We start from the raw sequence: 19,829 nt of genomic DNA, 5'->3' as shown, positions 1-19,829 counted from the left end.
GCTATCGGTTGTAGTTGTTAAGTTTGATTACGCCGGCTTGGTTGCACGCGCAGGTGCGGGCGGCGCCCTTCAAGTTTGCGGTACACATATTTCGTTATTGTTGCTTCAAGTCATTTAAATGAAAGTTGCAGGGCAGTGACTTTGCGCTGCCGCGCCATTACCCATTCCTGCAGCAATGTCAGGGCCACGGTCAGGCCCATGAACGCGGCGCTGGCCCAGAAAATCGCGTTGGGGTGGCCCTGGTCCAGCAACCAGCCGAACCCGACCGGCCCGATGGCACCGCCGATGTTGAAACCCGTGGAGACGATGCCGAAGGTTTTACCTTCTGCCCCTTTGGTGGCGGCGGCCCGTACCAGCATGTCCCGTGACGGGGCGATCACGCCGGTCAAAAAGCCTGCCGCGCCCAGCACGGCGAGCAACAGCGGCTCGCTCAGGCCCGCCGTGGCCACCAGCAGCATCAGCACGCACGCCACCGCAAAAGCACTGGCCGCCAACACCCCGTGACGCTGGGTGCGGTCGGCCAGTGCACCGCCTGCCAGCACACCGAATGCGCTGGCGAACAGAAAGGCGGTCAAGGCCGAGTTGGCCCAGTACAGCGCCACGCCCTGGCCTTGCATCAGGGCCGCGACAGAGAACTTTTCGATGGCCCCGGTGCTCAGGTTCAGCAGCACGAACAGCAGGGTCAGGCTGATGATCATGGGCGAGAGCAGCGCCACGCGTTGCGCCTGCACGGGCTTGGGTGCCGGGGCGGGCGGCGTGTCACTGACCTGGGCCAGTGCCGAGCCGGGTATCAGGAGCAGGGCCAGTACTGCAAAGCCCACCAGCGCTGCGGTCGCAAAGGCCATGGCCGGGCCGCTGGCCACCGCCACCCCCAGCAACAACACCGGGGCCACCGCCGCGCCCAGAAAACCTGCAAAGGTGTGCACCGAAAACGCCTTGCCGATGTGCGCAGGGTTGATGTGCCGCGACAGCAGGGCGTAGTCGGCAGGGTGGTAGACGGCATTGGCCACCCCCGCCAGCGCCATGCCCACCAGCAGGCAGGTGTAGCCGGGCAGCAGGGCAATGAGCAGGAAACTGCAACTGCCCAAGGCCAGGGCCATCAGCAGCAGGCGCCTGGCGCCATGGCGATCGACGGCGAAGCCCATGGGGGCCTGCACCAGCGCGGTGACGATGTTGAACACGCTGAGGGCCAGCCCCAGCGCTACATAATCCACGTTCAAAAAAGCAGGCAGCAGCGGAAAGAGCGCCGCCAGCACCATGATGTGCAGGTGGCTGACAAAGTGTGCTGCGGCGACTTGCGGCAACAGGCCGATACGTATCGTCATGGTGAAACCTGTAGGGGCATGAGCTGAGTCGGCGCAGAGCTTAAAGAGGCTATGGTCTTGTCGGGTAGTCCAGTTAATGGCATTAGGCCAGACCACTTTGGCCCATCTTTCGCGCGTTCTGGCATGCCCAGGGCAGACGCCTGCTTGCCGGGTCAAGACAGGTGGTCTGCAACGGCGCGGGCAACCGGTACGGTCGCAGGCGCCGCAGGCCGCTAGGGTAGTGCGGTTATTGTCGGCGTTCAGACAAGGAGTACACATGCCGCATTTCGCTTATAAAGAGGGCCACGCGCTGCCGGGCATCAGTGCCGCTGCGCTGCCGCAGGTGGACAGCGAGGTGTGGACCGCCATCGATGCCGAGCGGCTGCGCCAGGTGCAGTCCATCGAGCTGATCGCCGCCGAGAACGTGGTCAGCCGCGCCGTGCTCGAAGCACAAGGGTCGGTGCTGACCAACAAGTATGCCGAGGGGTATCCGGGGCGGCGCTATTACGCCAGCTGCGCCAATGTAGATGTGGTCGAGGACCTGGCCACCGAGCGGGCCCGGCTGCTGTTCGACTGCAGCTACGCCAACGTGCAACCCCACTCTGGCAACCAGGCCAACCAGGCGGTGTTCCTGGCGCTGCTGGAGCCGGAGGACAAGATTCTCGGCCTGGACCTGAAGTCGGGCGGGCACCTGTCCCACGGCGCGGCGTTCAACGTGTCCGGGCGCTGGTTCCAGGCGGTCAGCTACGGTGTGCACCCGCTGACGCACCTGGTCGACATGGACCAGGTGGCGCACATCGCCCGCCGTGAGCGCCCACGGCTGATCATCGCCGGGGCGTCGGCGTACTCACGCGCGCTGGATTTCGCCCGTTTCCGCGCCATTGCCGACGAGGTGGGGGCGTACCTGATGGCCGACATCGCCCACGTCGCCGGGCTGGTCGCAGGCGGCGCCTATCCCTCGCCAGTGCCCCATGCCCACGTCACCACGCTGAGCACCCACGCGACCCTGCGCGGCCCACGCGGGGGGATGATCCTGTGCAACGACCAGACCCTGGCGCGCAGGATCAACGCGGCGGTATTCCCCGGCCTGCAAGGCGCTGCGCTGATGCACACCGTGGCGGCCAAGGCCGTGGCCCTGGGCGAGGCGCTGCAACCGGGCTTTGGCCCCTATGCCCATGCGGTAGTGGCCAATGCCCGGGCCTTGTGCGGGCGGTTGGCCGAAGGCGGCTTGCTGGTGGTATCGGGCGGCACGGACTGCCACCTGGGTGTGATCGACCTGCGGCCCTGGGGCCTTGCCGGTAACGCCGCCGAAGGCGCGCTGGAGGCGGTTGGCATCACCGTCAACCGTAACGTCGTGCCCGGTGACGAGGTCAAGTCCAGCGTCACCTCGGGCATTCGCCTGGGCAGCGCGGCCTGTACCTCCCGGGGAATGGGCGAGGATGAGTTCCGCGAGATAGGGGACATGATCCTGGCCATGCTCGGGGGTGTGCGCAGCGGTGCCATGGACAGCCGCACCGAGCGCTCGATCCGCGAGGGCATCTTCGACCTGACCCGGCGTTTCAAGCTGCCTTACTGAACCCGGCGCTCAAAGCTTGAGGGCGTTGGCCAGGCGCAGCATGGCTGCTTCGATCTCGTAGGCCGTGAGCGAGGAATACCCCAGCAGCCAGCCATGGGTCTGCGGCTCGCCCAGGTACAGGCTGCTCAGGCCCGACAGCTGCACGCCGGCTGTAGCCGCCTGGCGAATGGTCTTTTCTTCGGACCAGCCTGGCTTGAGCAGGCAGGGGATCTGCAAGCCACCTGGCGGCAGGTGGGCGGTAACCACCGGGCTCAAGTACTTGGCGATGGCATCGTGCATCACCGCCCGGCGCCCGGCGTACAACTTGCGCATGGCGCGTACGTGGGCGTTGTAGTGCCCGTCCTCCATGAAGCGCGCCAGGGTCAACTGCAAGACCTGCGGGGTGTGGCCGTCCATCATGCTGCGGGCATAGGCGAAGGGCTTGACTAGTTCGGGCGGCAGCACGATGTAGCCCATGCGCAGGCCAGGGTAGAGGGTCTTGCTGAAGGTGCCGATGTACAGGGTGCGCTGGTACCGGTCCAGGCCCTGCACGCAGGCGGTGGGCTGGCCGTCGTAGTGAAACTCGCTGTCGTAGTCGTCCTCGATGATCCACTTGGCTTTTTGTGCAGCCCAGTTGATCAGCTCCAGGCGGCGCTCCAGGGGCAGGGTCGCGCCCGTGGGGTACTGGTGCGAGGGGGTGACGTACACGCAGTTGGCGCCGCTGCGGTCGGCGAACAGCAGGTCGGTGCGGATGCCCCGTTCGTCCACGTCGATGGGCAATACCTTGGTCTCGGCGATTTCGAACGCCTTGCGGGCGCCGTAGTAGCCGGGGTTTTCCAGCAGGATGGGTTTGCCGGCATCTACCAGCAATTGCGCGCACAGGTACAACGCCTGGCGCGTACTGCTGAGCACCAGCACCTGGTCGGGTGTGCACGCGGCCCCGCGTTCGAGGTTCAGGTAGGTGGCGATGGCCTTGCGCAGGGGTTCGGCGCCTTGTGGGTCACCGTGCAGCAGGACGCTGGCGCGGTAGTCCTTGACCACCTGGCGTTGCAGCCGCTCCCAGACGTCGGTGGGGAAGCTGCGGGTTTCCGGCAGGCCGGTGGCGAAGGCCTTGATCACTTGCTGGTCACGCACGCCGCCGGTCTCGAAGATCATGCGCCCGCGTTGGCTGAGTTCGGCGCCGGGCGCGACCACGCTGCGCCGTACCTCTTGCGTGCGTTGCCGGCGTGGCCCGGCCCCGCGCAATTCGGCGCCCACCGTGTCGCACACGTAGCTGCCCGCGCCGCCGCGGCGCACGATGAAACCGTCCCGGTGCAGCTGCACGTAGGCGTTTTCGACGGTATCGCGGGCACAACCCAGGGACTTGGACAGCACACGGGTGGAGGGCAGTTTCAGGCTCGGGCCCAGCGCGCCATCCAGGATCAACGCACGCATGGCGCGCTGGATGCGCTGGTGCAGGTCCAGCAGCTGAAACTCGGCGTCGTTGAGCCGAATCTTCAGGGTGTCCAGCGCGAAGGTCTTCGCCATGTGGTCTGCTCTCCATCCATGAACTGGCAGGTAAGGGCAGGCCAGTTTATCCGTAGACTCCGGCCTTCGCCAGCCAGGCCAGGCCTGGTATTCACCGCGTCGGCGCGTTCACGCACAGGAGCCCACCCACCATGGCACGGTCACACAATTTCAGCGCAGGCCCCACCGCAGTCCCCCTGGAAGTGCTCAACCAGGCGTACGACGAGTTCCACGATTTTGCCGGCACGGGCATGTCCATCATGGAGATGAGCCACCGTTCGCCCATCTTCCGCGCCATTGCCGAGCAGACCGAGGCCGACCTGCGCGAGCTGCTGGAGGTGCCGGCGCACTACCGGGTGCTGTTCGTGCAGGGCGGCGCTTCGTTGCAGTTCGCCCAGGTGCCCATGAACCTGGCCGGTGACAACGGCAGCGTGGACTACCTGCACACCGGGTTGTGGTCGGGCAAGGCGATCGAGGCGGCGCGCCAGTATTGCGAGGTACGTGTGGTCGCCAGTGCCCAGGGGACCGGCTTTGACCGGGTGCCGGCGGTCGAGGACTGGCAGCTGAACCCGAAGGCTGCCTACCTGCACTACACCGAGAACGAGACCGTACACGGCGTGCAGTTCGCCGAGCCGCCCGCCAGCGAGGCGCCGCTGGTGTGCGATGCCTGTTCGAGCCTGCTGTCCAAGCCCATCGACATCGCCCGCCATGGCCTGGTGTATGCCGCCGCCCAGAAGAACATGGGCGTGGCCGGGCTGACGGTGGTCATCATGGACCCGGCGCTGCTGGACCGCTGCCATGGGTTCACCCCGGACATCCTCAACTACGGGTGCATCAGCGATGCCCAGTCGATGCTCAACACGCCCGCCACCTTCCCCTGGTACCTGACCGGCCTGACGCTGCAGTGGATCAAGCGCAGCGGGGGCTTGCAGGTGCTGCACCAGCGCAACCAGACCAAGGCCAGCCTGCTGTACGAAACCCTCGACGGCAGCGACGGTTTCTACCGCAACCCGGTGCAGCCGGCCTATCGCTCGATCAACAACGTGCCGTTCCGGCTGGCCGATCAAGCCGTTGAAGCGGCTTTCCTGCGCGAGGCCGAGGCGGCTGGGCTGCATGGCCTGAAGGGCCACGCCAGCGTCGGCGGTATCCGCGCCAGCCTGTACAACGCCATCTCCGTCGAAGCGGTGGCCGCCCTTTGCGAATTCATGGGGGCGTTCGCCCGCAGGTACGGTTGAGCGCACTGAAAGTGGTCTGGTCTGCCTAGGCGAAGCGTCGGGGTAAAACCAGCCAATCTGCGGCTATAAATGACTGCCTACCGCAGCCGGATACAGCGTCTAGCAAGGAGCCAAGACCTATGTCATCTACTCGTACCCCCTCGCCCCTGCGCCTGCAGGACCTGCTGCACCCGGTGGTGGCCGGGCTCATTTCGGTGATCGTCAACTATGGCGGCACCTTCATCCTGGTGTTCCAGGCTGCCAAGGTTGCAGGGCTCAGCCCCGAGCTGACCGCCTCCTGGGTGTGGTCGGTGTCCATCGGGGTGGGCGTGACCGGGCTGCTGCTCAGCTGGGTCAGCCGCGAGCCGATCATCACCGCCTGGTCCACGCCGGCGGCGGCGTTCCTGATCGTGGCCCTGGCCACCACGCCCTACGCCGAGGCGGTGGGGGCGTACATGGTGTCAGCGGTGGCCTTCGTGCTGCTGGGCGTGTCGGGCTACTTCGAAAAAGCCGTGCGCCTGATTCCGCCAGGGGTGGCCGCGGGCCTGCTGGGCGGCATCCTGTTGCAGTTCGGTATCGGCGCCTTCGCCAGCATGAGCGTCGACCCGCTGCTGGTCGGGCTGCTGATCGGGGCGTACATCGTGTTCAAGCGCCTGAGCGCCCGCTATGCGGTGGTCGGCATCCTGGTACTGGGGCTGGTCTACCTGGTGATGCAGGGGCGGGTCGATTTCGCTGGGCTGTCCCTGGAATTCGCCACGCCAGTGTTCACCCGCCCCGAGTTCTCGCTCAACGCACTGCTGAGCGTGGCGCTGCCGCTGTTCCTGATCACCCTGACCGGCCAGTACATGCCCGGCATGCTGGTGTTGCGCAACGACGGGTTCAGCACCAGTGCCAACCCGATTCTCGGCATCACTGGGCTCGGCTCGCTGCTGATGGCGCCGTTCGGCTCCCACGCCTTCAACATCGCCGCCATCACTGCCGCCATCTGCACCGGCAAGGAAGCGTCCGAAGACCCATCCAAGCGCTGGGTGGCGGGTGTGGCCGCCGGCATCTTCTACATCCTGGTGGGCATCTTCGGGGTGACCCTGGCGGCGGTGTTCATGGCCTTCCCGGCCACCTTCATCACCACCCTGGCGGGGCTGGCCCTGCTAGGCACCATCGGCGGCAGCCTGGCCAATGCCATGCTCGATGCAAAAGCGCGCGAGGCGTCGTTGATCACCTTCCTGGCCTGTGCGGCCAATATCACCCTGCTGGGTATCGGCGGTGCGTTCTGGGGGCTGGTGATCGGCCTTGTGGCCTACGCCGTGCTCAACGGTCGCCTGCCTCGCCGGGCCAAGGCCGTTCAGGCAGAACCGGCAGCAGTGCCCACCAAAGGAGCGACGAATTGATGAGCGAGTACGCCGAAGACCTCACCACCCTGCATGCGCGCCACGGCCGCTACCCGCAGGCCAACACCGTCGAGGATTTTCGCCGCAACCTGGCCGCCGTGCATGAGCGCATCGCCCGGGCCTGCGAGCGGGTCGGGCGAGACCCGGCCGAAGTGCGCCTGCTGCCGGTCAGCAAGACCTTCGACGAAGCGCACCTGCGCCTGGCCTATGCCGCCGGTTGCCGCCTGCTGGGCGAGAACAAGGTGCAGGAGGCCCAGCGCAAGTGGGAAGCCATGGCCGACCTGCACGACTTGCAGTGGTCGGTGATCGGCCACCTGCAGACCAACAAGGCCAAGCAGGTGGCGCGCTTTGCCAGTGAGTTCCAGGCGCTGGACAGCCTGCGGGTCGCCGAGGTGCTGGACCGCCGCCTGCGCATTGAGGGGCGGCAGATGGATGTGTTCGTCCAGGTCAACACCTCGGGCGAGGCCAGCAAGTACGGGCTGGTGCCTGATGACGTGGCGGCATTCGTGCAAGCGCTGCCGGCGTTCCCGGCGCTGCGTGTGCGCGGCCTGATGACCCTGGCGCTGTTTTCGGCCGACGCCGCGCGGGTACGCCCGTGCTTCGTGTTGCTGCGCGAGTTGCGCGACCGGCTGCGCGCCAGTGCGCCTGAAGGGGTGTCGTTGCAGGAGCTGTCGATGGGCATGTCGGGTGATTTCGAAGTGGCCATCGAGGAGGGCGCCACGGTGGTGCGCGTCGGCCAGGCGATCTTCGGCGCCCGCGCCATGCCCGATGCCTACTACTGGCCCACGGCCGATGCCGCGCCGCACCAGGACGCTACCCCGTCGCTGGCTACCAGCCACTGACCCCTCTGTACAGGAAACCTGCAATGTCTGCTGCTCCCGCTTACCTCATGCACACTTCAGCCCGCCAACCGGTTGCGTTCAGCCGGGGCCAGGGCGCCCTGTTGTGGGATTCGCACGGGGTCGAATACCTCGACGCCATCGCCGGGGTGGCCGTGACCAGCCTGGGGCACGCCAACCCCGAGATCGCCTCGGCCCTGGCCGAACAGGCCGACGTGCTGCTGCACACCACCAACATGTTTCGTATCCCGTGGCAGGAACAGCTTGGCGAGCGCTTGTGCCGGCTCTCGGGTATGGAGCGGGCGTTCTTCTGCAACTCCGGCGCCGAGGCCAACGAGGCCGCACTGAAGCTGGCGCGTTTGCACGCCACGGCCCGGAACGTTGCCCAGCCCCAGGTGCTGGTCATGGAAAACAGCTTCCATGGGCGCACCCTGGCAACCCTGGCCGCCACTGGCAACCCGGCCGTTCACCGCGGCTTCGAGCCGCTGATGCCAGGCTTCATCCGCGTGCCCTACGATGACATCGAGGCCGTGCGCCAGGTCGCGGCCCAGTCGCCCAACGTGGTGGCCGTGCTGGTCGAGCCCGTGCAGGGCGAGGGCGGTGTGCACCCGGCGTCGGCGGGCTATCTGCAAGCGCTGCGCCAGCTGTGCGACGCGCACCACTGGCTGATGATGATCGACGAGGTGCAGACCGGCATGGGCCGTACCGGCAGCTGGTTCGGCTTCCAACACGCCGGCATCGAGCCCGACGTCATCACCCTGGCCAAAGCCTTGGGCAATGGCTTCCCCATCGGCGCGTGCCTGGCCCGTGGCAAGGCCGCCGAGCTGTTCTCCCCTGGCCACCATGCCTCCACCTTCGGCGGCAACCCCCTGGCATGCCGCGTGGGCTGCACGGTGGTGGACATCATGCAGCGCGATCACCTGCCGCAGCGGGCTGCGGTGCTGGGCCAGCGTTTGCTGGCGGCCCTGCAACTGGCGCTGGCCGGGCACCCTGAGGTGGTGTCGGTGCGCGGCCTGGGCCTGATGGTCGGCATCGAGCTCAACCGCCCCTGCGCCGAACTGGTGGACCGGGCCCGGGACGAGCAACACCTGCTGATCACCGTTACCCGAGGTACCACCGTGCGCCTGCTGCCGCCACTGATCTGCTCCGAGGCGCAGATCGACGACATCGCTTCACGCGTGACCCGCTTGCTGTCATTCCAAGCCTGATTCAGAACAAGGACGCTTAATACATGTACGACTCGACGCTGACCCTCAACGCCTTCGATCCAGAGCTGCACGCCTCGATTCGCAACGAAGTGAATCGCCAGGAAGACCACATCGAGCTCATCGCCTCGGAGAACTATGCCAGCCCGTTGGTGATGCAGATCCAGAGCACGGTGCTCACCAACAAGTACGCCGAGGGCTATCCCGGCAAGCGCTACTACAGTGGCTGTGAATACGTGGACGTGGCCGAAAGCCTGGCCATCGAGCGGGTCAAGGCGCTGTTCAACTGCGACTACGCCAACGTGCAGCCCCACGCCGGCGCCCAGGCCAACGCGGCGGTGTTTTTGGCGCTGATCCAGCCAGGCGACACCGTGATGGGCATGAACCTGGCCCAGGGCGGGCACCTGACCCACGGCAACCCGGCCAACTTCTCGGGCCGCCACTACAAGATCGTGCCCTATGGCCTGGACCCGAAGACGGGCTTTCTGGACTATGACGAGATGGAGCGCATCGCGCTGGAAACCCGCCCGAAGATGCTCATCGGTGGTTTCTCGGCCTACTCGCGCTACAAGGACTGGGCACGCATGCGCAGCATCGCCGACAAGGTCGGGGCTATTTTCTGGGTAGACATGGCCCACGTGGCCGGGCTGGTTGCCGCTGGCGAATACCCGGACCCGCTGCCCCACGCCCATGTGGTCACCAGCACCACCCACAAGACCCTGCGCGGCCCGCGCGGCGGCCTGATTCTGTCCAAGGGGCAGGACGAGAGTTTCTACAAGAAGCTCGATTCGGCGGTGTTCCCGGGTGTCCAGGGCGGCCCACTGATGCACCAGATCGCGGCCAAGGCCGTGGCCTTCAAGGAAGCGCTGTCGCCGGCATTTCGCAGTTACCAGACCCAGGTGGTGACCAATGCCCGGGCCATGGCCAAGGTGTTGCAGGCGCGCGGGTACAAGATTGTGTCGGACGGGACCGACAACCACATGATGCTGATCGACCTGTCGGCCAAGCCCTACACCGGCAAGGAAGCCGATGCGGCCTTGAGCAGCGCCTATATCACAGCCAACAAGAACTCGGTGCCTAACGATCCGCGTTCGCCGTTCGTGACCTCGGGGCTGCGCATCGGTACGCCGGCGGTGACCACCCGCGGGTTCGATGTCGAGGCGTGCGAGCAGGTGGCGGGATGGTTGTGCGACGTGCTCGATGCTTTGGAAACCGGGCGCAGTGACGAGGTGGGGCACCATGTGCGTGAGCAGGTGGTTGCGCTGTGCCGTCGTTATCCGGTTTATGGCTGAGAGGGTCGGGACCTGGCACCGGAGGTGTCGGGTTTTGATGCAGGTTTTATAACCTGTGTGAAAGGGCTGCCTGGCAGCCCTTTCTTGTTGCTGAGTTTGCTGTGCCGTTGGGTATCGGATGAAGATCACCGGGGCCGCTGCGCGGCCCATCGCGGCCGGTCCGGCGCCCCGGCAAGGCCGCTCCCACTGGGTTTTGAGCTGCGGTGGGAGCGGCCTAGTGCCGCGATGGGCCGCGCAGCGGCCCCAGGTTCCCAGCATCGAACACGGGCCTCAGCTACCGCGCCTGGGTCACCCGGTCCACCAGGTACACCAACCCGTGATAATCGATGCCACTGTGGGTCGACAAGCCAATCTCACAGGTGCGGCTGGTAGAAATGCCCTCACCACAGTACTGCACGGCATCTTTCAGGCTACGCAAGGCATGGGCATTGAGCTCCGGGGTGGTGAAGCCCTTGTCGCCAGCAAACCCGCAGCAATGAATGCCTTCAGGTATCACCACCTGGGTGCTGCACCGCCGCGCCAGGTCGATCAGGGCCTGGCTTTCGCCCAGGTGCTGCGTACTGCAGGTCACATGCACGGCCACCGGTTCATCCTGCGGGGTGAAGGTGAGCCGGTCGACCAGGTGCGTGCGGATGAAACGCACGGGGTCGTACAGGTCCAAACGGGTATCCCCCAGGTCCTGGACCAGGCGCAACGTGCAGGGGCTGGTGTCGCAATAGATCGGGTCCAGGCCGCCACGGCTGGCGTGCAGCAGGGCATTGATCAGCTCCTGGCGCTTGTGTTCAGCCTGCTCGGGGTAGCCTTTGGAAGCGAAGGGCTGGCCGCAGCACAGGCTTTCGGCATTTTCCGGGAAGACGACCTGATACCCGGCCTTCTCCAGCAGGCTGCGAGTCTTGTCCAGCAATGAGCTCTGCTCGCGATCGGCATACGCAGGGCCCATGACCTTGGACACGCAGGCAGCCAGGTAGACCACGCGCGGGCGCGGGTCGTTGCTCGCCTCACCTACGCGCACAGGGCGCAGAGGCTGGGGCATCGCCGGGGTCCAGCGGGGCACGCGGCCTTTGCTGGTCTTGCTCAGGGCGGCGCTCAAGCGGTTAAGACGAGGCGCGCCCAGTAGCTTGCGGGCTGTATTGGCGGCGGTCAGGGACAGGCGAGCGCCGCCCATGGCCGTCTTGAAGTGTTCGGCCAACCAGTCGGCGGCCTTGCCATGTTCGGCCGCCTGGGCGCGCAGCTTCTTGACCAGCTCGCCGGTGTTGATGCCCACCGGGCAGCGCTGGGCACACAGCCCCGTGGCAGCGCAGGTGTCCATGCCCTGGTACTGGAAGGTGTCGCGCAGGGCGCGGGTGTCCTGGCCGCTGCGTTCCTTGGCCTGGATATCCCGCCACATGACGATGCGCTGGCGCGGGCTGAGGGTCAGCCCCTTGGACGGGCACACCGGCTCGCAGAAGCCGCATTCGATGCACTTGTCGACGATCGCGTCGGCAGCCGGCAGCGGCTTGAGGTGCTTGAGGTGAATGGCCGGGTCTTCGCTGAGCACCACATCAGGGTTGAGAATGCCGTTAGGGTCGAGCAGGCGCTTGAGCTGCCACATCAGCTGGTAGGCATCCTGGCCCCATTCGAGCGCCACGAAGGGCGCCATGTTGCGGCCGGTGCCGTGCTCGGCCTTGAGCGAGCCGCCGAACTCCACGGCCACCAACTGCGCCACGTCGTCCATGAAAGCCTGGTAGCGAGCCACTTCCTCGGCGCTGTTGAAACCCTGGGTGAAGACAAAGTGCAGGTTGCCTTCCAGCGCATGGCCGAAAATGATCGCCTCGTCGTAGCGGTGCTGTTCGAACAGCTGGATCAGGCGGTTGACGCCCTCGGCCAGTTGCTCGACGGGGAAGGTGACGTCTTCGATGATGACCGTGGTGCCGGTCTGGCGCACGGCGCCCACGGCGGGGAAGGTGTCCTTGCGGATCTTCCACAGCTGGTTGTACACCACCGGGTCTTCGCTGAAATCCACTTGCTGTTCCAGGGGGAACTCGGCAATCGAGGCCATCACTTGGTGCACCTGCTCGTGCAGCAGGGTCTGGCTGGCGGCGCGGGATTCGATCAACAGCGCGCAGGCATTGGCCGACAGGCCCTTGACCCACACCGGCATGCCGGCCATGTCCTGCACCGAGCGCAGGCTGCGCCGGTCCAGCAACTCCACCGCGGACACGGGCTGGCGCTTGAGGATCGGCACGGCGCGGCAACAGCTTTCTACACTGGGGAACACCAGCAGGGCGCTGGCCTTGTGTGGGTGGTCGGGCACGGTGTCGTAGGTCACCGCGCTGATGAAACCCAGGGTGCCCTCGGAGCCGACCAGCAGGTGCTGCAGGATGTCGAGCGGCTGGTCGAAATCCACCAGGGCATTGAGCGACAGGCCGGTGGTGTTCTTGAGCCGGTACTTGTGCCGGATGCGCTCGGCCAGGGCCGTGTTGGCGCGGGTCTCCCGGCCCAGGCGGGCGAGGGCGTCGAGCAAGGGGGCATGGCTTTTCTGGAAGGCCGCGACGCTGGCCGGGTCCTCGCTGTCCAGGCAGGTGCCGTCGGCCAGCACCAGGCGCAAACCGGCCAGGGTGTGGTAGGTGTTCTGCGCCGTGCCGCAGCACATGCCGCTGGCGTTGTTGGCGACGATGCCGCCAATCTTGCAAGCATTGATCGAGGCGGGGTCCGGGCCGATCTTGCGCCCGAACGGCGCCAGCCAGGCATTGGCCTGGGCGCCGATGACACCTGGCTGCAGCCTGATCTGCTCGCCCTGGCCGCGCACCTCGCGCCCGTTCCAGTTATCGCCCAGCACGATCAGGACCGAATCGCTGATGGCCTGGCCGGACAAGCTGGTGCCGGCAGCGCGGAAGGTGATGGGCACTCGCTCGCGCTGGGCCAGCTTGATCAGGCCGACCACCTCGTCCTCGGACTCCACGCGCACCACCAGCTTGGGGATCAGGCGATAGAAGCTGGCATCGGTGCCGAAGGCCAGGGTAGAGGTCGGGTCGTCGAAGCGACGCTCGGCAGGTATCAGGCGCTCGGCATCGCGCAGAAACGCAGCAGGCAGGCTCATGCAGTCTCCTCGCGGGGCCGCGACGTCTGGTGCGGCGCGTGCCCCGGTAATCAGGCGGTGTTTCAGGCAGGCGCTCAGGCGCCCAGTTCGCGTACCAGCGAGTCGCGGGTGATCTCGCCGATGGACTTGGTGCCGGTCAGCACCATGGCCACGCGCATTTCTTTCTCGAACAGCTCCAGCAGGTTCTTCACCCCCGCCTGGCCATGAACTGCCAGGGCATACAGGAAGGCCCGGCCGATCAGCACGGTGTCCGCGCCCAGGGCGATCATGCGCACCACGTCCAGGCCGCTGCGAATGCCGGAGTCAGCCAGGATCTTCAGGTCGCCCTTCACCGCGTCGGCAATCGCCGGCAAGGCGCGGGCACTGGACAGCACGCCGTCGAGCTGGCGGCCACCGTGGTTGGACACGACGATGCCGTCGGCGCCGAACTTGACCGCATCGCGGGCATCGTCGGCATCGAGGATACCCTTGATGATCATCGGGCCGTCCCAGAACTCGCGGATCCACTCCAGGTCGCGCCAGGAAATGGACGGGTCGAAGTTGTTGGCCAGCCAGCCGATGTAGTCGGCCAGGCCCGTGGGGTTGCCCCGGTAGGTGGAGATGTTGCCCAGGTCGTGCGGGCGGCCCATGACGCCCACGTCCCATGCCCACTGCGGGTGGGTCATGGCTTGCAGCATACGCCGCAGCGGGCCGTTCTTGCCGCTCATGCCCGAGTGGGCATCACGGTAGCGGGCGCCGGGGGTAGGCATGTCGACGGTGAACACCAGGGTGCGAACGCCGGCGGCCTTGGCGCGCTCCAGGGCATTGCGCATGAAGCCGCGGTCCTTGAGCACGTACAGCTGGAACCACATCGGCCGGTCGATAGCCGGGGCCACTTCTTCGATGGGGCAGACCGAAACGGTGGACATCGTGAACGGGATGCCGTGGGCGGCCGCCGCACGGGCCGCCTGCACTTCGCCACGACGGGCGTACATGCCGGTCAGGCCGACCGGGGCCAGGGCCACGGGCATGCTCAGGGTTTCACCGAACAGCTCGGTCTGCAGGCTGAGTTCGGACATGTTCTTCAGCACGCGCTGGCGCAGGGCGATGCTGGCCAGGTCCGAAACGTTGTGGCGCAGCGTGTACTCGGCGTAGGCGCCGCCGTCGGCATAGTGGAACAAGAAGGGCGGCAACTTGCGTTGGGCGGCGGCGCGGTAATCGGTAGAGGCAGAAATGATCATGGGCTCTCGCAGCTTGGCAGGTGAGTAAGGCCGGGCAATGTAGGCTGCCCGGCCCCTTTCACTTTAGTGATGAACCAGCATGCCGGTCAGCCAGTAGGCCTGCACCAAGGTGATCAGGCCGACGATGGTGGCGAAGAACAGGCTGTGCTTGACGGTGAAGCGGAACAGGTCGGACTCCTTGCCCACAAGGCCGGTGGCGGCGCACGCCACGGCGATCGACTGCGGCGAGATCATCTTGCCGGTCACGCCGCCACTGGTGTTGGCTGCAACCAGCAGGGTGTCGTTCACGCCGATCTGGTGTGCAGTGGTGGCTTGCAACGAGCTGAACAGGGCATTGGAGGAGGTGTCCGAACCGGTCAGGAACACCCCCAGCCAGCCCAGGAACGGCGAGAAGAACGGGAACGCCGCGCCGGTGCCGGCCAGTACCAGGGCCATGGTCGAGGACATGCCGGAGTAGTTGGTCACGAAGGCGAAGGCCAGCACCATGCCGATGGACAGGATGGGCCAGCGCAGCTCGTACAGGGTTTCCTTGAAAGTGGTCAGACCAGTTTTGAGGTTGATCTTGAGCACGGCCATGGAGATCAGCGCCGACAGGAAAATCGCGGTGCCCGTGGCAGAAATCGGGTCGAGCTTGAACACCGCCGGCATGGCCGTAGGCGCGGCCACGATGGGGGCAGTCTTGATCACCAGTTGATCGAGGTGCGGGATGGCGAAGTTGAACACGAAGTTGTACATCGCACCGCCCGGGGCGAACGCGGCCTTGAAGGGCTTGAGGGTCCAGATCGTGACCAGCACCGTGAGAATCAGGAACGGCGACCAGGCTTTGAAGATTTCACCCAGGCTGTAGGGGCTTGGCTGGCTGCCACCGGTTTGTACCACGGCCGCGCCAACGCTGCCGGTGGCCGCTGCGAACGAGCGCTTGGGCTGCCACACTTTCAGGAACAGGGTCAGGGCGATTAGGCTGGCCAGGGCCGAGGTGATGTCCGGCAGTTCCGGGCCGATGAAGTTCGAGGTGAAGTACTGGGTGACAGCGAAGCTCAGGCCGGCCACCAGGGCTGCGGGCCAGGTTTCTTTCACACCGCGCAGGCCGTCCATCATGAACACCAGCCAGAAAGGCACGAACAGCGACAGCAACGGCAGCTGGCGACCGGTCATGGCGCCGATGTGGAAGGCGTCGATGCCGGTGACCTGGCCTGCCACGATGATCGGGATGCCCAGCGCGCCGAAAGCGACCGGTGCGGTGTTCGCGATCAAGCACAGGCCTGCCGCGTACAACGGGTTGAAGCCTAGGCCCACCAGCAGTGCGGCGGTGATCGCTACCGGCGCACCAAAGCCGGCCGCCCCTTCCAGGAAGGCGCCGAAGCAGAAACCAATCAGCAGCACCTGCAAGCGCTGGTCGTCGGTGATCGACAGCACCGAACTGCGGATCACCTCGAACTGGCCGCTCTTGACCGTGAGTTTGTACAGGAACACGGCCGCGACGATGATCCAGGCGATGGGCCACAGACCATAGAGGAAGCCGTAGCCGGCAGCGGCCAGGGCCATGTCGACAGGCATCTTGAAGGCGAAGATCGCCACCAGGATCGACAGACCCAAGGTGATGCTGCCGGCGATGTGGCCCTTGAGGCGGAAGACGGCCAGGGCCAGGAAGAAGAATACGATGGGGATGACCGCCGCCAGGGCGGACAGGCCGAGACTGCCCAGCGGGCTGTAGAGTTGTTGCCAGGTTTGCATATGGGGTGGCCCCTAATTGTTGTTGGTCATGCGCTGGCCCTGGATAATTGGTAAGACCAATTTACAATGGCTCGCCGCTAGGTTAAAAGGGCACACGGGGGTGTGTCAATTTGTCCGAGGCAGCACTTTGGTCGAATGCCGATAAGTGGGCAGGTGATGTGGCATGAAAAACGAGCGCTGGTGGGTGTCGGCCGGCTGTGGATCGGCGAGAATGGATGCCCCGGATATCAGCCGGGATTCGTGGAGAGCGTGTGATGGTTTTTGATCAGGTCCGCCAGCGGCGCCTGTCCGACGACATTGTCGATCGGTTGGAAGGGATGATTCTGGAAGGCACGTTGACGTCGGGCCAGCGGCTGCCGGCCGAACGCGTGCTGGCCGAGCAGTTCGGGGTATCACGCCCGTCGCTGCGCGAAGCGATCCAGAAGCTGGTGGCCAAGGGCTTGCTGGTCAGCAAGCAGGGCGGCGGCAACTATGTGGCGCAGTCGCTGGGCTCCACGTTCAGCGACCCGTTGTTGCAACTGCTCGAACACAGCCCCCAGGCGCAACACGACCTGCTGGAGTTCCGCCACACCCTGGAGGCGTCTTGTGCCTATTACGCTGCCCAGCGCGCCACTGCACCCGACCGGGCTCGCTTGAAGGAGGCGTTCGACGTGCTGCAGGACTGCTACGCGCGGGTAGGGGAGGTCACACGGGCCGAAGAAGGCGCCGCCGATGCGCGTTTTCACCTGGCCATTGCCGAGGCCAGTCACAATGCTGTGCTGCTGCACACCATTCGCGGGTTGTTCGACCTGCTCAAGCGCAACGTGGTCACTAACATCGGTGGCATGTACCAGCAACGCAGCGAAACGCGCGACATGCTGATCAGTCAGCACCGGGAGTTGTACCTGGCGATTGTCGAAGGTCGGGCCGAGGATGCGCGGGAGGTGTCCAGCCGGCACATTCTGTACGTGCAGGAGGTGCTTGAAGAGGCGCACGAAGAGGCGCAGCGGGTCGCGCGGGCGGAGCGGCGCAACGGGCACTAGAGGCTTGTTGTCAGGCGTATGTAGGGGGTGGACACATGCCCCTTCTGGCAATCGGTGTGAATGATGGCTTGCCGACCATGACTACCATGCCGAGTCTCTTGCGCGCTCGCACCTGCCATTTTTGCCAGTATGAAGATTTCTCCAATGCTTCAGAATCGTCTTGCGCACTCATCCTTCATCCCGCGCAGCAGGTACTTGAAATATGAGGCAAACAAACGACCGCTCGTATCTCTTCTACAGAAACAACACGCTGACCAGTCTCAAATGCGGGAACCACACGCGTGCGGTTTTTCGCCTCAATGAACTGCCGCTGGCTGAGCAGCACGTGCAAGGTGGCGCGACTCGTTTGGTCGCCTCAGATAGCCAAAAAACGGTGCTTAGTGCGCTGGATGATGAGCAGCATAACTACGCCTTTACAGTGTTTGGCCATGATTTGAGCCAGCAGCACGGTCACGGGATACTCGGTTTCAGCGGTGAGCATTTCGACAGGTGCTCAGGCGCTTACTTCCTCGGAAACGGATACCGCGCCTACAGCCCAGCACTCATGCGTTTTCATTCCAGCGACCACTGGAGCCCCTTCGGTCGTGGCGGATTGAACGGCTACGCCTACTGCAACAATGATCCGGTTAACTACCAAGACCCTAGCGGGCACACACGCCATTCCAGTCGCGCGCTTATGAGAAACAGGGTGGTAGGCAAGTTCAAGGTTGAGCATCATGAGACGTTGAAGACTCCCCCGGTCGAAACCGTGGGCAAGCGTGAGAGCGCCCGGAGCCAGGCCGTCGAGCCCCTCCACTCAACACGCCGCACTACCAAGATATTCGAGGTTGTTGTAAACCACTGGGAGGACTCGAAAAAAAAGGCGTACGTAACCGAAGAGAATCTGAATGCGTACCTGGACGTCACTAACGAGCTAAATGCGCTTGAACTGGCTCATAAGATGGGCGATCCACGGGTGGCTGGCAGTTCCGGTTACCAGTCCAAACTTAGAAATGCTCGTGACGCGCTAACACTCGAGGGGAGCTCCCTTGTAAAGAGAGCGGCTGATCCGATGGACATGACTGCTTTCCGGCAAGATACGTAAGTTAGCGAGGGCGCCCACGTGATCAGAAACACCTAATTTTGCTCACGTCCGAAAATAGAGGCCGCAGAACCGCATCGGACAAGTTGCCGACATCGACTTCGATGCTGACACGCAGAGCCTAGCGCGTGCCTCTTGAGCAGGTACCTGGCCAAGGGGCACGCGCGATTAGGCGGTGCAAGCGCTAGTCTTCCTTGCCCTTGTTGCGTACCGCCCGCTGCAGCTCGCGGTTGGAATCGCGTTCGCGCACGGTATCGCGCTTGTCGTATTCCTTCTTGCCCTTACCCAGTGCGATCTCGCACTTGATCAGGTGCTTGCTCCAGTACAGCGCCAATGCCACGCAGGTGTAACCCTTTTGCGCCACGGCCGCTTCGAGCCGCTCGAGCTCACGCTTGTTGAGCAGCAGCTTGCGGGTGCGGATGGGATCTGCGATGACGTGGGTGCTGGCGGTGGTCAGCGGGGTGATGTGGCTGCCGAACAGCCAGGCCTCACCGTCCTTGAGCAGCACATAGCTGTCAACGAGGTGCGCCTTGCCGGCTCGCAGGCTTTTTACTTCCCAGCCGGACAGGACCAGCCCGGCCTCGAACTTGTGCTCGATGAAGTAATCGTGTCGCGCTTTCTTGTTCTGCGCGATGGTCCCGGTCGGATGTTTTTTTTGCTTAGCCATAGGGACGGCATTATAGGCAAGTCCGCGCGTCGTCCGCTATGGGATTTCTGCGTGCTTGAGCCACTGGAATGAATACCGGACAATACCTGCACTGTCATAGGTACAGAACCTGTAATCGGAATGCTGCGAAGCACCGCCACCCAGCCTTGGAAGTGACGCCTGGATGACTACCCATATTCAACGCTCCGCCCTGCTGCCATACCCCGCCCAGGCCTTGTACGACCTGGTAAACGATGTGGCCAGCTACCCGGACTTCTTGCCCTGGTGTTCCGACTCGACGGTGCTCGAAGCCAGCGAAACCCACATGCGCGCCAAGCTCGAGGTGGCCAAAGGCGGTATCAGCCAGCACTTCGTTACCCGTAATGTGCTGGTGCCGGGGCAATCCATCGAGATGAACCTGGAGGAAGGACCGTTCTCCCAGCTGCATGGCATCTGGGTGTTCAAGCCCTTGGGTGAGAAGGCCTGCAAGATCAGCCTGGACTTGTCGTTCGACTATGCCGGCTCATTGGTACGCGCCACGCTGGGGCCGCTGTTCAATCAGGCCGCCAATACCCTGGTGGATGCGTTCTGCGAGCGCGCCAAGCAGTTGTACGCTGCTTCCTAATGGTTGCAATCGAGGTATGGCCACACTCAAGTGGCAGGGAGCGGTGACGCTTGATTGGAAGCGTCTCTTGCAGCAATGAAAAAGCCCGGACACTGTCCGGGCTTTTTTCGTATCAGCCG

General features: G+C 64.7%; 15 protein-coding genes. 9 read left to right on the top strand and 6 right to left on the bottom strand.

What is annotated here, in order from left to right; translation table 11 throughout:
- Nucleotides 1-110: 110 nt before the first annotated feature.
- Nucleotides 111-1,325 carry an MFS transporter gene (locus FS767_RS15355; RefSeq protein WP_144966628.1) on the bottom strand — a complete coding sequence of 405 codons (1,215 nt, stop codon included), beginning with the start codon at nt 1,323-1,325 and terminating at the stop codon, nt 111-113.
- A 256-nt stretch (nt 1,326-1,581) separates the two neighbouring features.
- Here FS767_RS15355 and FS767_RS15350 point away from each other — a divergent pair, with 256 nt between their 5' ends.
- The gene (locus FS767_RS15350) at nt 1,582-2,880 is read left to right on the top strand and encodes a serine hydroxymethyltransferase (RefSeq protein WP_058604779.1); all 1,299 of its coding nucleotides are present in this window, start codon (nt 1,582-1,584) and stop codon (nt 2,878-2,880) included.
- A 9-nt stretch (nt 2,881-2,889) separates the two neighbouring features.
- Here FS767_RS15350 and FS767_RS15345 read toward each other — a convergent pair whose 3' ends face one another.
- Nucleotides 2,890-4,386 carry a PLP-dependent aminotransferase family protein gene (locus tag FS767_RS15345; RefSeq protein WP_144966626.1) on the bottom strand — a complete coding sequence of 499 codons (1,497 nt, stop codon included), beginning with the start codon at nt 4,384-4,386 and terminating at the stop codon, nt 2,890-2,892.
- A 131-nt stretch (nt 4,387-4,517) separates the two neighbouring features.
- Here FS767_RS15345 and serC point away from each other — a divergent pair, with 131 nt between their 5' ends.
- The 5 genes from serC (at nt 4,518) to glyA (ending at nt 10,303) form a co-directional block, all read left to right on the top strand.
- Nucleotides 4,518-5,600, top strand: a complete 1,083-nt coding sequence (gene serC / locus FS767_RS15340; protein ID WP_144966624.1) for a 3-phosphoserine/phosphohydroxythreonine transaminase — start codon at nt 4,518-4,520, stop codon at nt 5,598-5,600.
- 119 nt (nt 5,601-5,719) lie between these two features.
- The gene (locus FS767_RS15335; RefSeq protein ID WP_144966622.1) at nt 5,720-6,967 is read left to right on the top strand and encodes a benzoate/H(+) symporter BenE family transporter; all 1,248 of its coding nucleotides are present in this window, start codon (nt 5,720-5,722) and stop codon (nt 6,965-6,967) included.
- Nucleotides 6,967-7,809 (top strand): YggS family pyridoxal phosphate-dependent enzyme, encoded by an 843-nt coding sequence (locus FS767_RS15330; RefSeq protein WP_144966619.1) that lies wholly within the window; start codon nt 6,967-6,969, stop codon nt 7,807-7,809. The genes FS767_RS15335 and FS767_RS15330 overlap by 1 nt, the downstream gene beginning before the upstream one ends.
- Nucleotides 7,810-7,832: 23 nt before the next feature.
- A complete protein-coding gene (locus tag FS767_RS15325) occupies nt 7,833-9,014 on the top strand; it encodes an aspartate aminotransferase family protein (RefSeq protein ID WP_144966617.1) in 1,182 nt (393 codons plus the stop codon).
- A gap of 23 nt (nt 9,015-9,037) precedes the next feature.
- A complete protein-coding gene (gene glyA, locus FS767_RS15320) occupies nt 9,038-10,303 on the top strand; it encodes a serine hydroxymethyltransferase (protein ID WP_078477975.1) in 1,266 nt (421 codons plus the stop codon).
- A 274-nt stretch (nt 10,304-10,577) separates the two neighbouring features.
- On the opposite strand, the gene FS767_RS15315 is transcribed toward glyA, so the two are convergent.
- The 3 genes from FS767_RS15315 to FS767_RS15305 all read right to left on the bottom strand — a co-directional run bounded on the left by FS767_RS15315 (nt 10,578) and on the right by FS767_RS15305 (nt 16,336).
- On the bottom strand, nt 10,578-13,382 hold the full coding sequence (locus FS767_RS15315; RefSeq protein ID WP_144966616.1) for an FAD-binding and (Fe-S)-binding domain-containing protein: 2,805 nt from the start codon (nt 13,380-13,382) through the stop codon (nt 10,578-10,580).
- Nucleotides 13,383-13,456: 74 nt separating this feature from the next.
- Nucleotides 13,457-14,602, bottom strand: a complete 1,146-nt coding sequence (gene lldD, locus FS767_RS15310) for an FMN-dependent L-lactate dehydrogenase LldD (protein WP_100850852.1) — start codon at nt 14,600-14,602, stop codon at nt 13,457-13,459.
- A gap of 63 nt (nt 14,603-14,665) precedes the next feature.
- Nucleotides 14,666-16,336, bottom strand: a complete 1,671-nt coding sequence (locus tag FS767_RS15305; RefSeq protein WP_144966614.1) for a lactate permease LctP family transporter — start codon at nt 16,334-16,336, stop codon at nt 14,666-14,668.
- 254 nt (nt 16,337-16,590) lie between these two features.
- On the opposite strand from FS767_RS15305, the gene FS767_RS15300 reads away from it, so the two are divergent.
- The gene (locus tag FS767_RS15300) at nt 16,591-17,358 is read left to right on the top strand and encodes an FCD domain-containing protein (protein ID WP_027915425.1); all 768 of its coding nucleotides are present in this window, start codon (nt 16,591-16,593) and stop codon (nt 17,356-17,358) included.
- Between the two features lie 202 nt (nt 17,359-17,560).
- Complete coding sequence (locus FS767_RS15295) at nt 17,561-18,442, top strand: RHS repeat-associated core domain-containing protein (protein ID WP_144966612.1); 882 nt, start codon at nt 17,561-17,563, stop codon at nt 18,440-18,442.
- Between the two features lie 181 nt (nt 18,443-18,623).
- On the opposite strand, the gene smpB is transcribed toward FS767_RS15295, so the two are convergent.
- Nucleotides 18,624-19,106, bottom strand: coding sequence for an SsrA-binding protein SmpB (gene smpB / locus FS767_RS15290; RefSeq protein WP_023533119.1), 483 nt, complete (start codon nt 19,104-19,106; stop codon nt 18,624-18,626).
- A gap of 163 nt (nt 19,107-19,269) precedes the next feature.
- Between smpB and FS767_RS15285 the strand changes: the two genes are divergently transcribed.
- A complete protein-coding gene (locus tag FS767_RS15285) occupies nt 19,270-19,710 on the top strand; it encodes a type II toxin-antitoxin system RatA family toxin (protein WP_023533169.1) in 441 nt (146 codons plus the stop codon).
- The last annotated feature ends 119 nt before the right edge of the window (nt 19,711-19,829 follow it).

Source organism: Pseudomonas sp. DE0010 (genome assembly GCF_007680745.1).
In the GTDB taxonomy this organism is placed as follows: domain Bacteria; phylum Pseudomonadota; class Gammaproteobacteria; order Pseudomonadales; family Pseudomonadaceae; genus Aquipseudomonas; species Aquipseudomonas parafulva_B.
Note: the sequence above shows the minus strand (reverse complement) of the source record. Positions and strands in the feature narration are given on the sequence as shown.

Bases quoted from the DNA above. Each gene is read 5' to 3' on its own strand.
- FS767_RS15355 (WP_144966628.1), bottom strand. From the start codon at position 1,325: ATGACGATACGTATCGGCCTGTTGCCGCAAGTCGCCGCAGCACACTTT.
- FS767_RS15350 (WP_058604779.1), top strand. From the start codon at position 1,582: ATGCCGCATTTCGCTTATAAAGAGGGCCACGCGCTGCCGGGCATCAGT.
- FS767_RS15345 (WP_144966626.1), bottom strand. From the start codon at position 4,386: ATGGCGAAGACCTTCGCGCTGGACACCCTGAAGATTCGGCTCAACGAC.
- serC (WP_144966624.1), top strand. From the start codon at position 4,518: ATGGCACGGTCACACAATTTCAGCGCAGGCCCCACCGCAGTCCCCCTG.
- FS767_RS15335 (WP_144966622.1), top strand. From the start codon at position 5,720: ATGTCATCTACTCGTACCCCCTCGCCCCTGCGCCTGCAGGACCTGCTG.
- FS767_RS15330 (WP_144966619.1), top strand. From the start codon at position 6,967: ATGAGCGAGTACGCCGAAGACCTCACCACCCTGCATGCGCGCCACGGC.
- FS767_RS15325 (WP_144966617.1), top strand. From the start codon at position 7,833: ATGTCTGCTGCTCCCGCTTACCTCATGCACACTTCAGCCCGCCAACCG.
- glyA (WP_078477975.1), top strand. From the start codon at position 9,038: ATGTACGACTCGACGCTGACCCTCAACGCCTTCGATCCAGAGCTGCAC.
- FS767_RS15315 (WP_144966616.1), bottom strand. From the start codon at position 13,382: ATGAGCCTGCCTGCTGCGTTTCTGCGCGATGCCGAGCGCCTGATACCT.
- lldD (WP_100850852.1), bottom strand. From the start codon at position 14,602: ATGATCATTTCTGCCTCTACCGATTACCGCGCCGCCGCCCAACGCAAG.
- FS767_RS15305 (WP_144966614.1), bottom strand. From the start codon at position 16,336: ATGCAAACCTGGCAACAACTCTACAGCCCGCTGGGCAGTCTCGGCCTG.
- FS767_RS15300 (WP_027915425.1), top strand. From the start codon at position 16,591: ATGGTTTTTGATCAGGTCCGCCAGCGGCGCCTGTCCGACGACATTGTC.
- FS767_RS15295 (WP_144966612.1), top strand. From the start codon at position 17,561: ATGAGGCAAACAAACGACCGCTCGTATCTCTTCTACAGAAACAACACG.
- smpB (WP_023533119.1), bottom strand. From the start codon at position 19,106: ATGGCTAAGCAAAAAAAACATCCGACCGGGACCATCGCGCAGAACAAG.
- FS767_RS15285 (WP_023533169.1), top strand. From the start codon at position 19,270: ATGACTACCCATATTCAACGCTCCGCCCTGCTGCCATACCCCGCCCAG.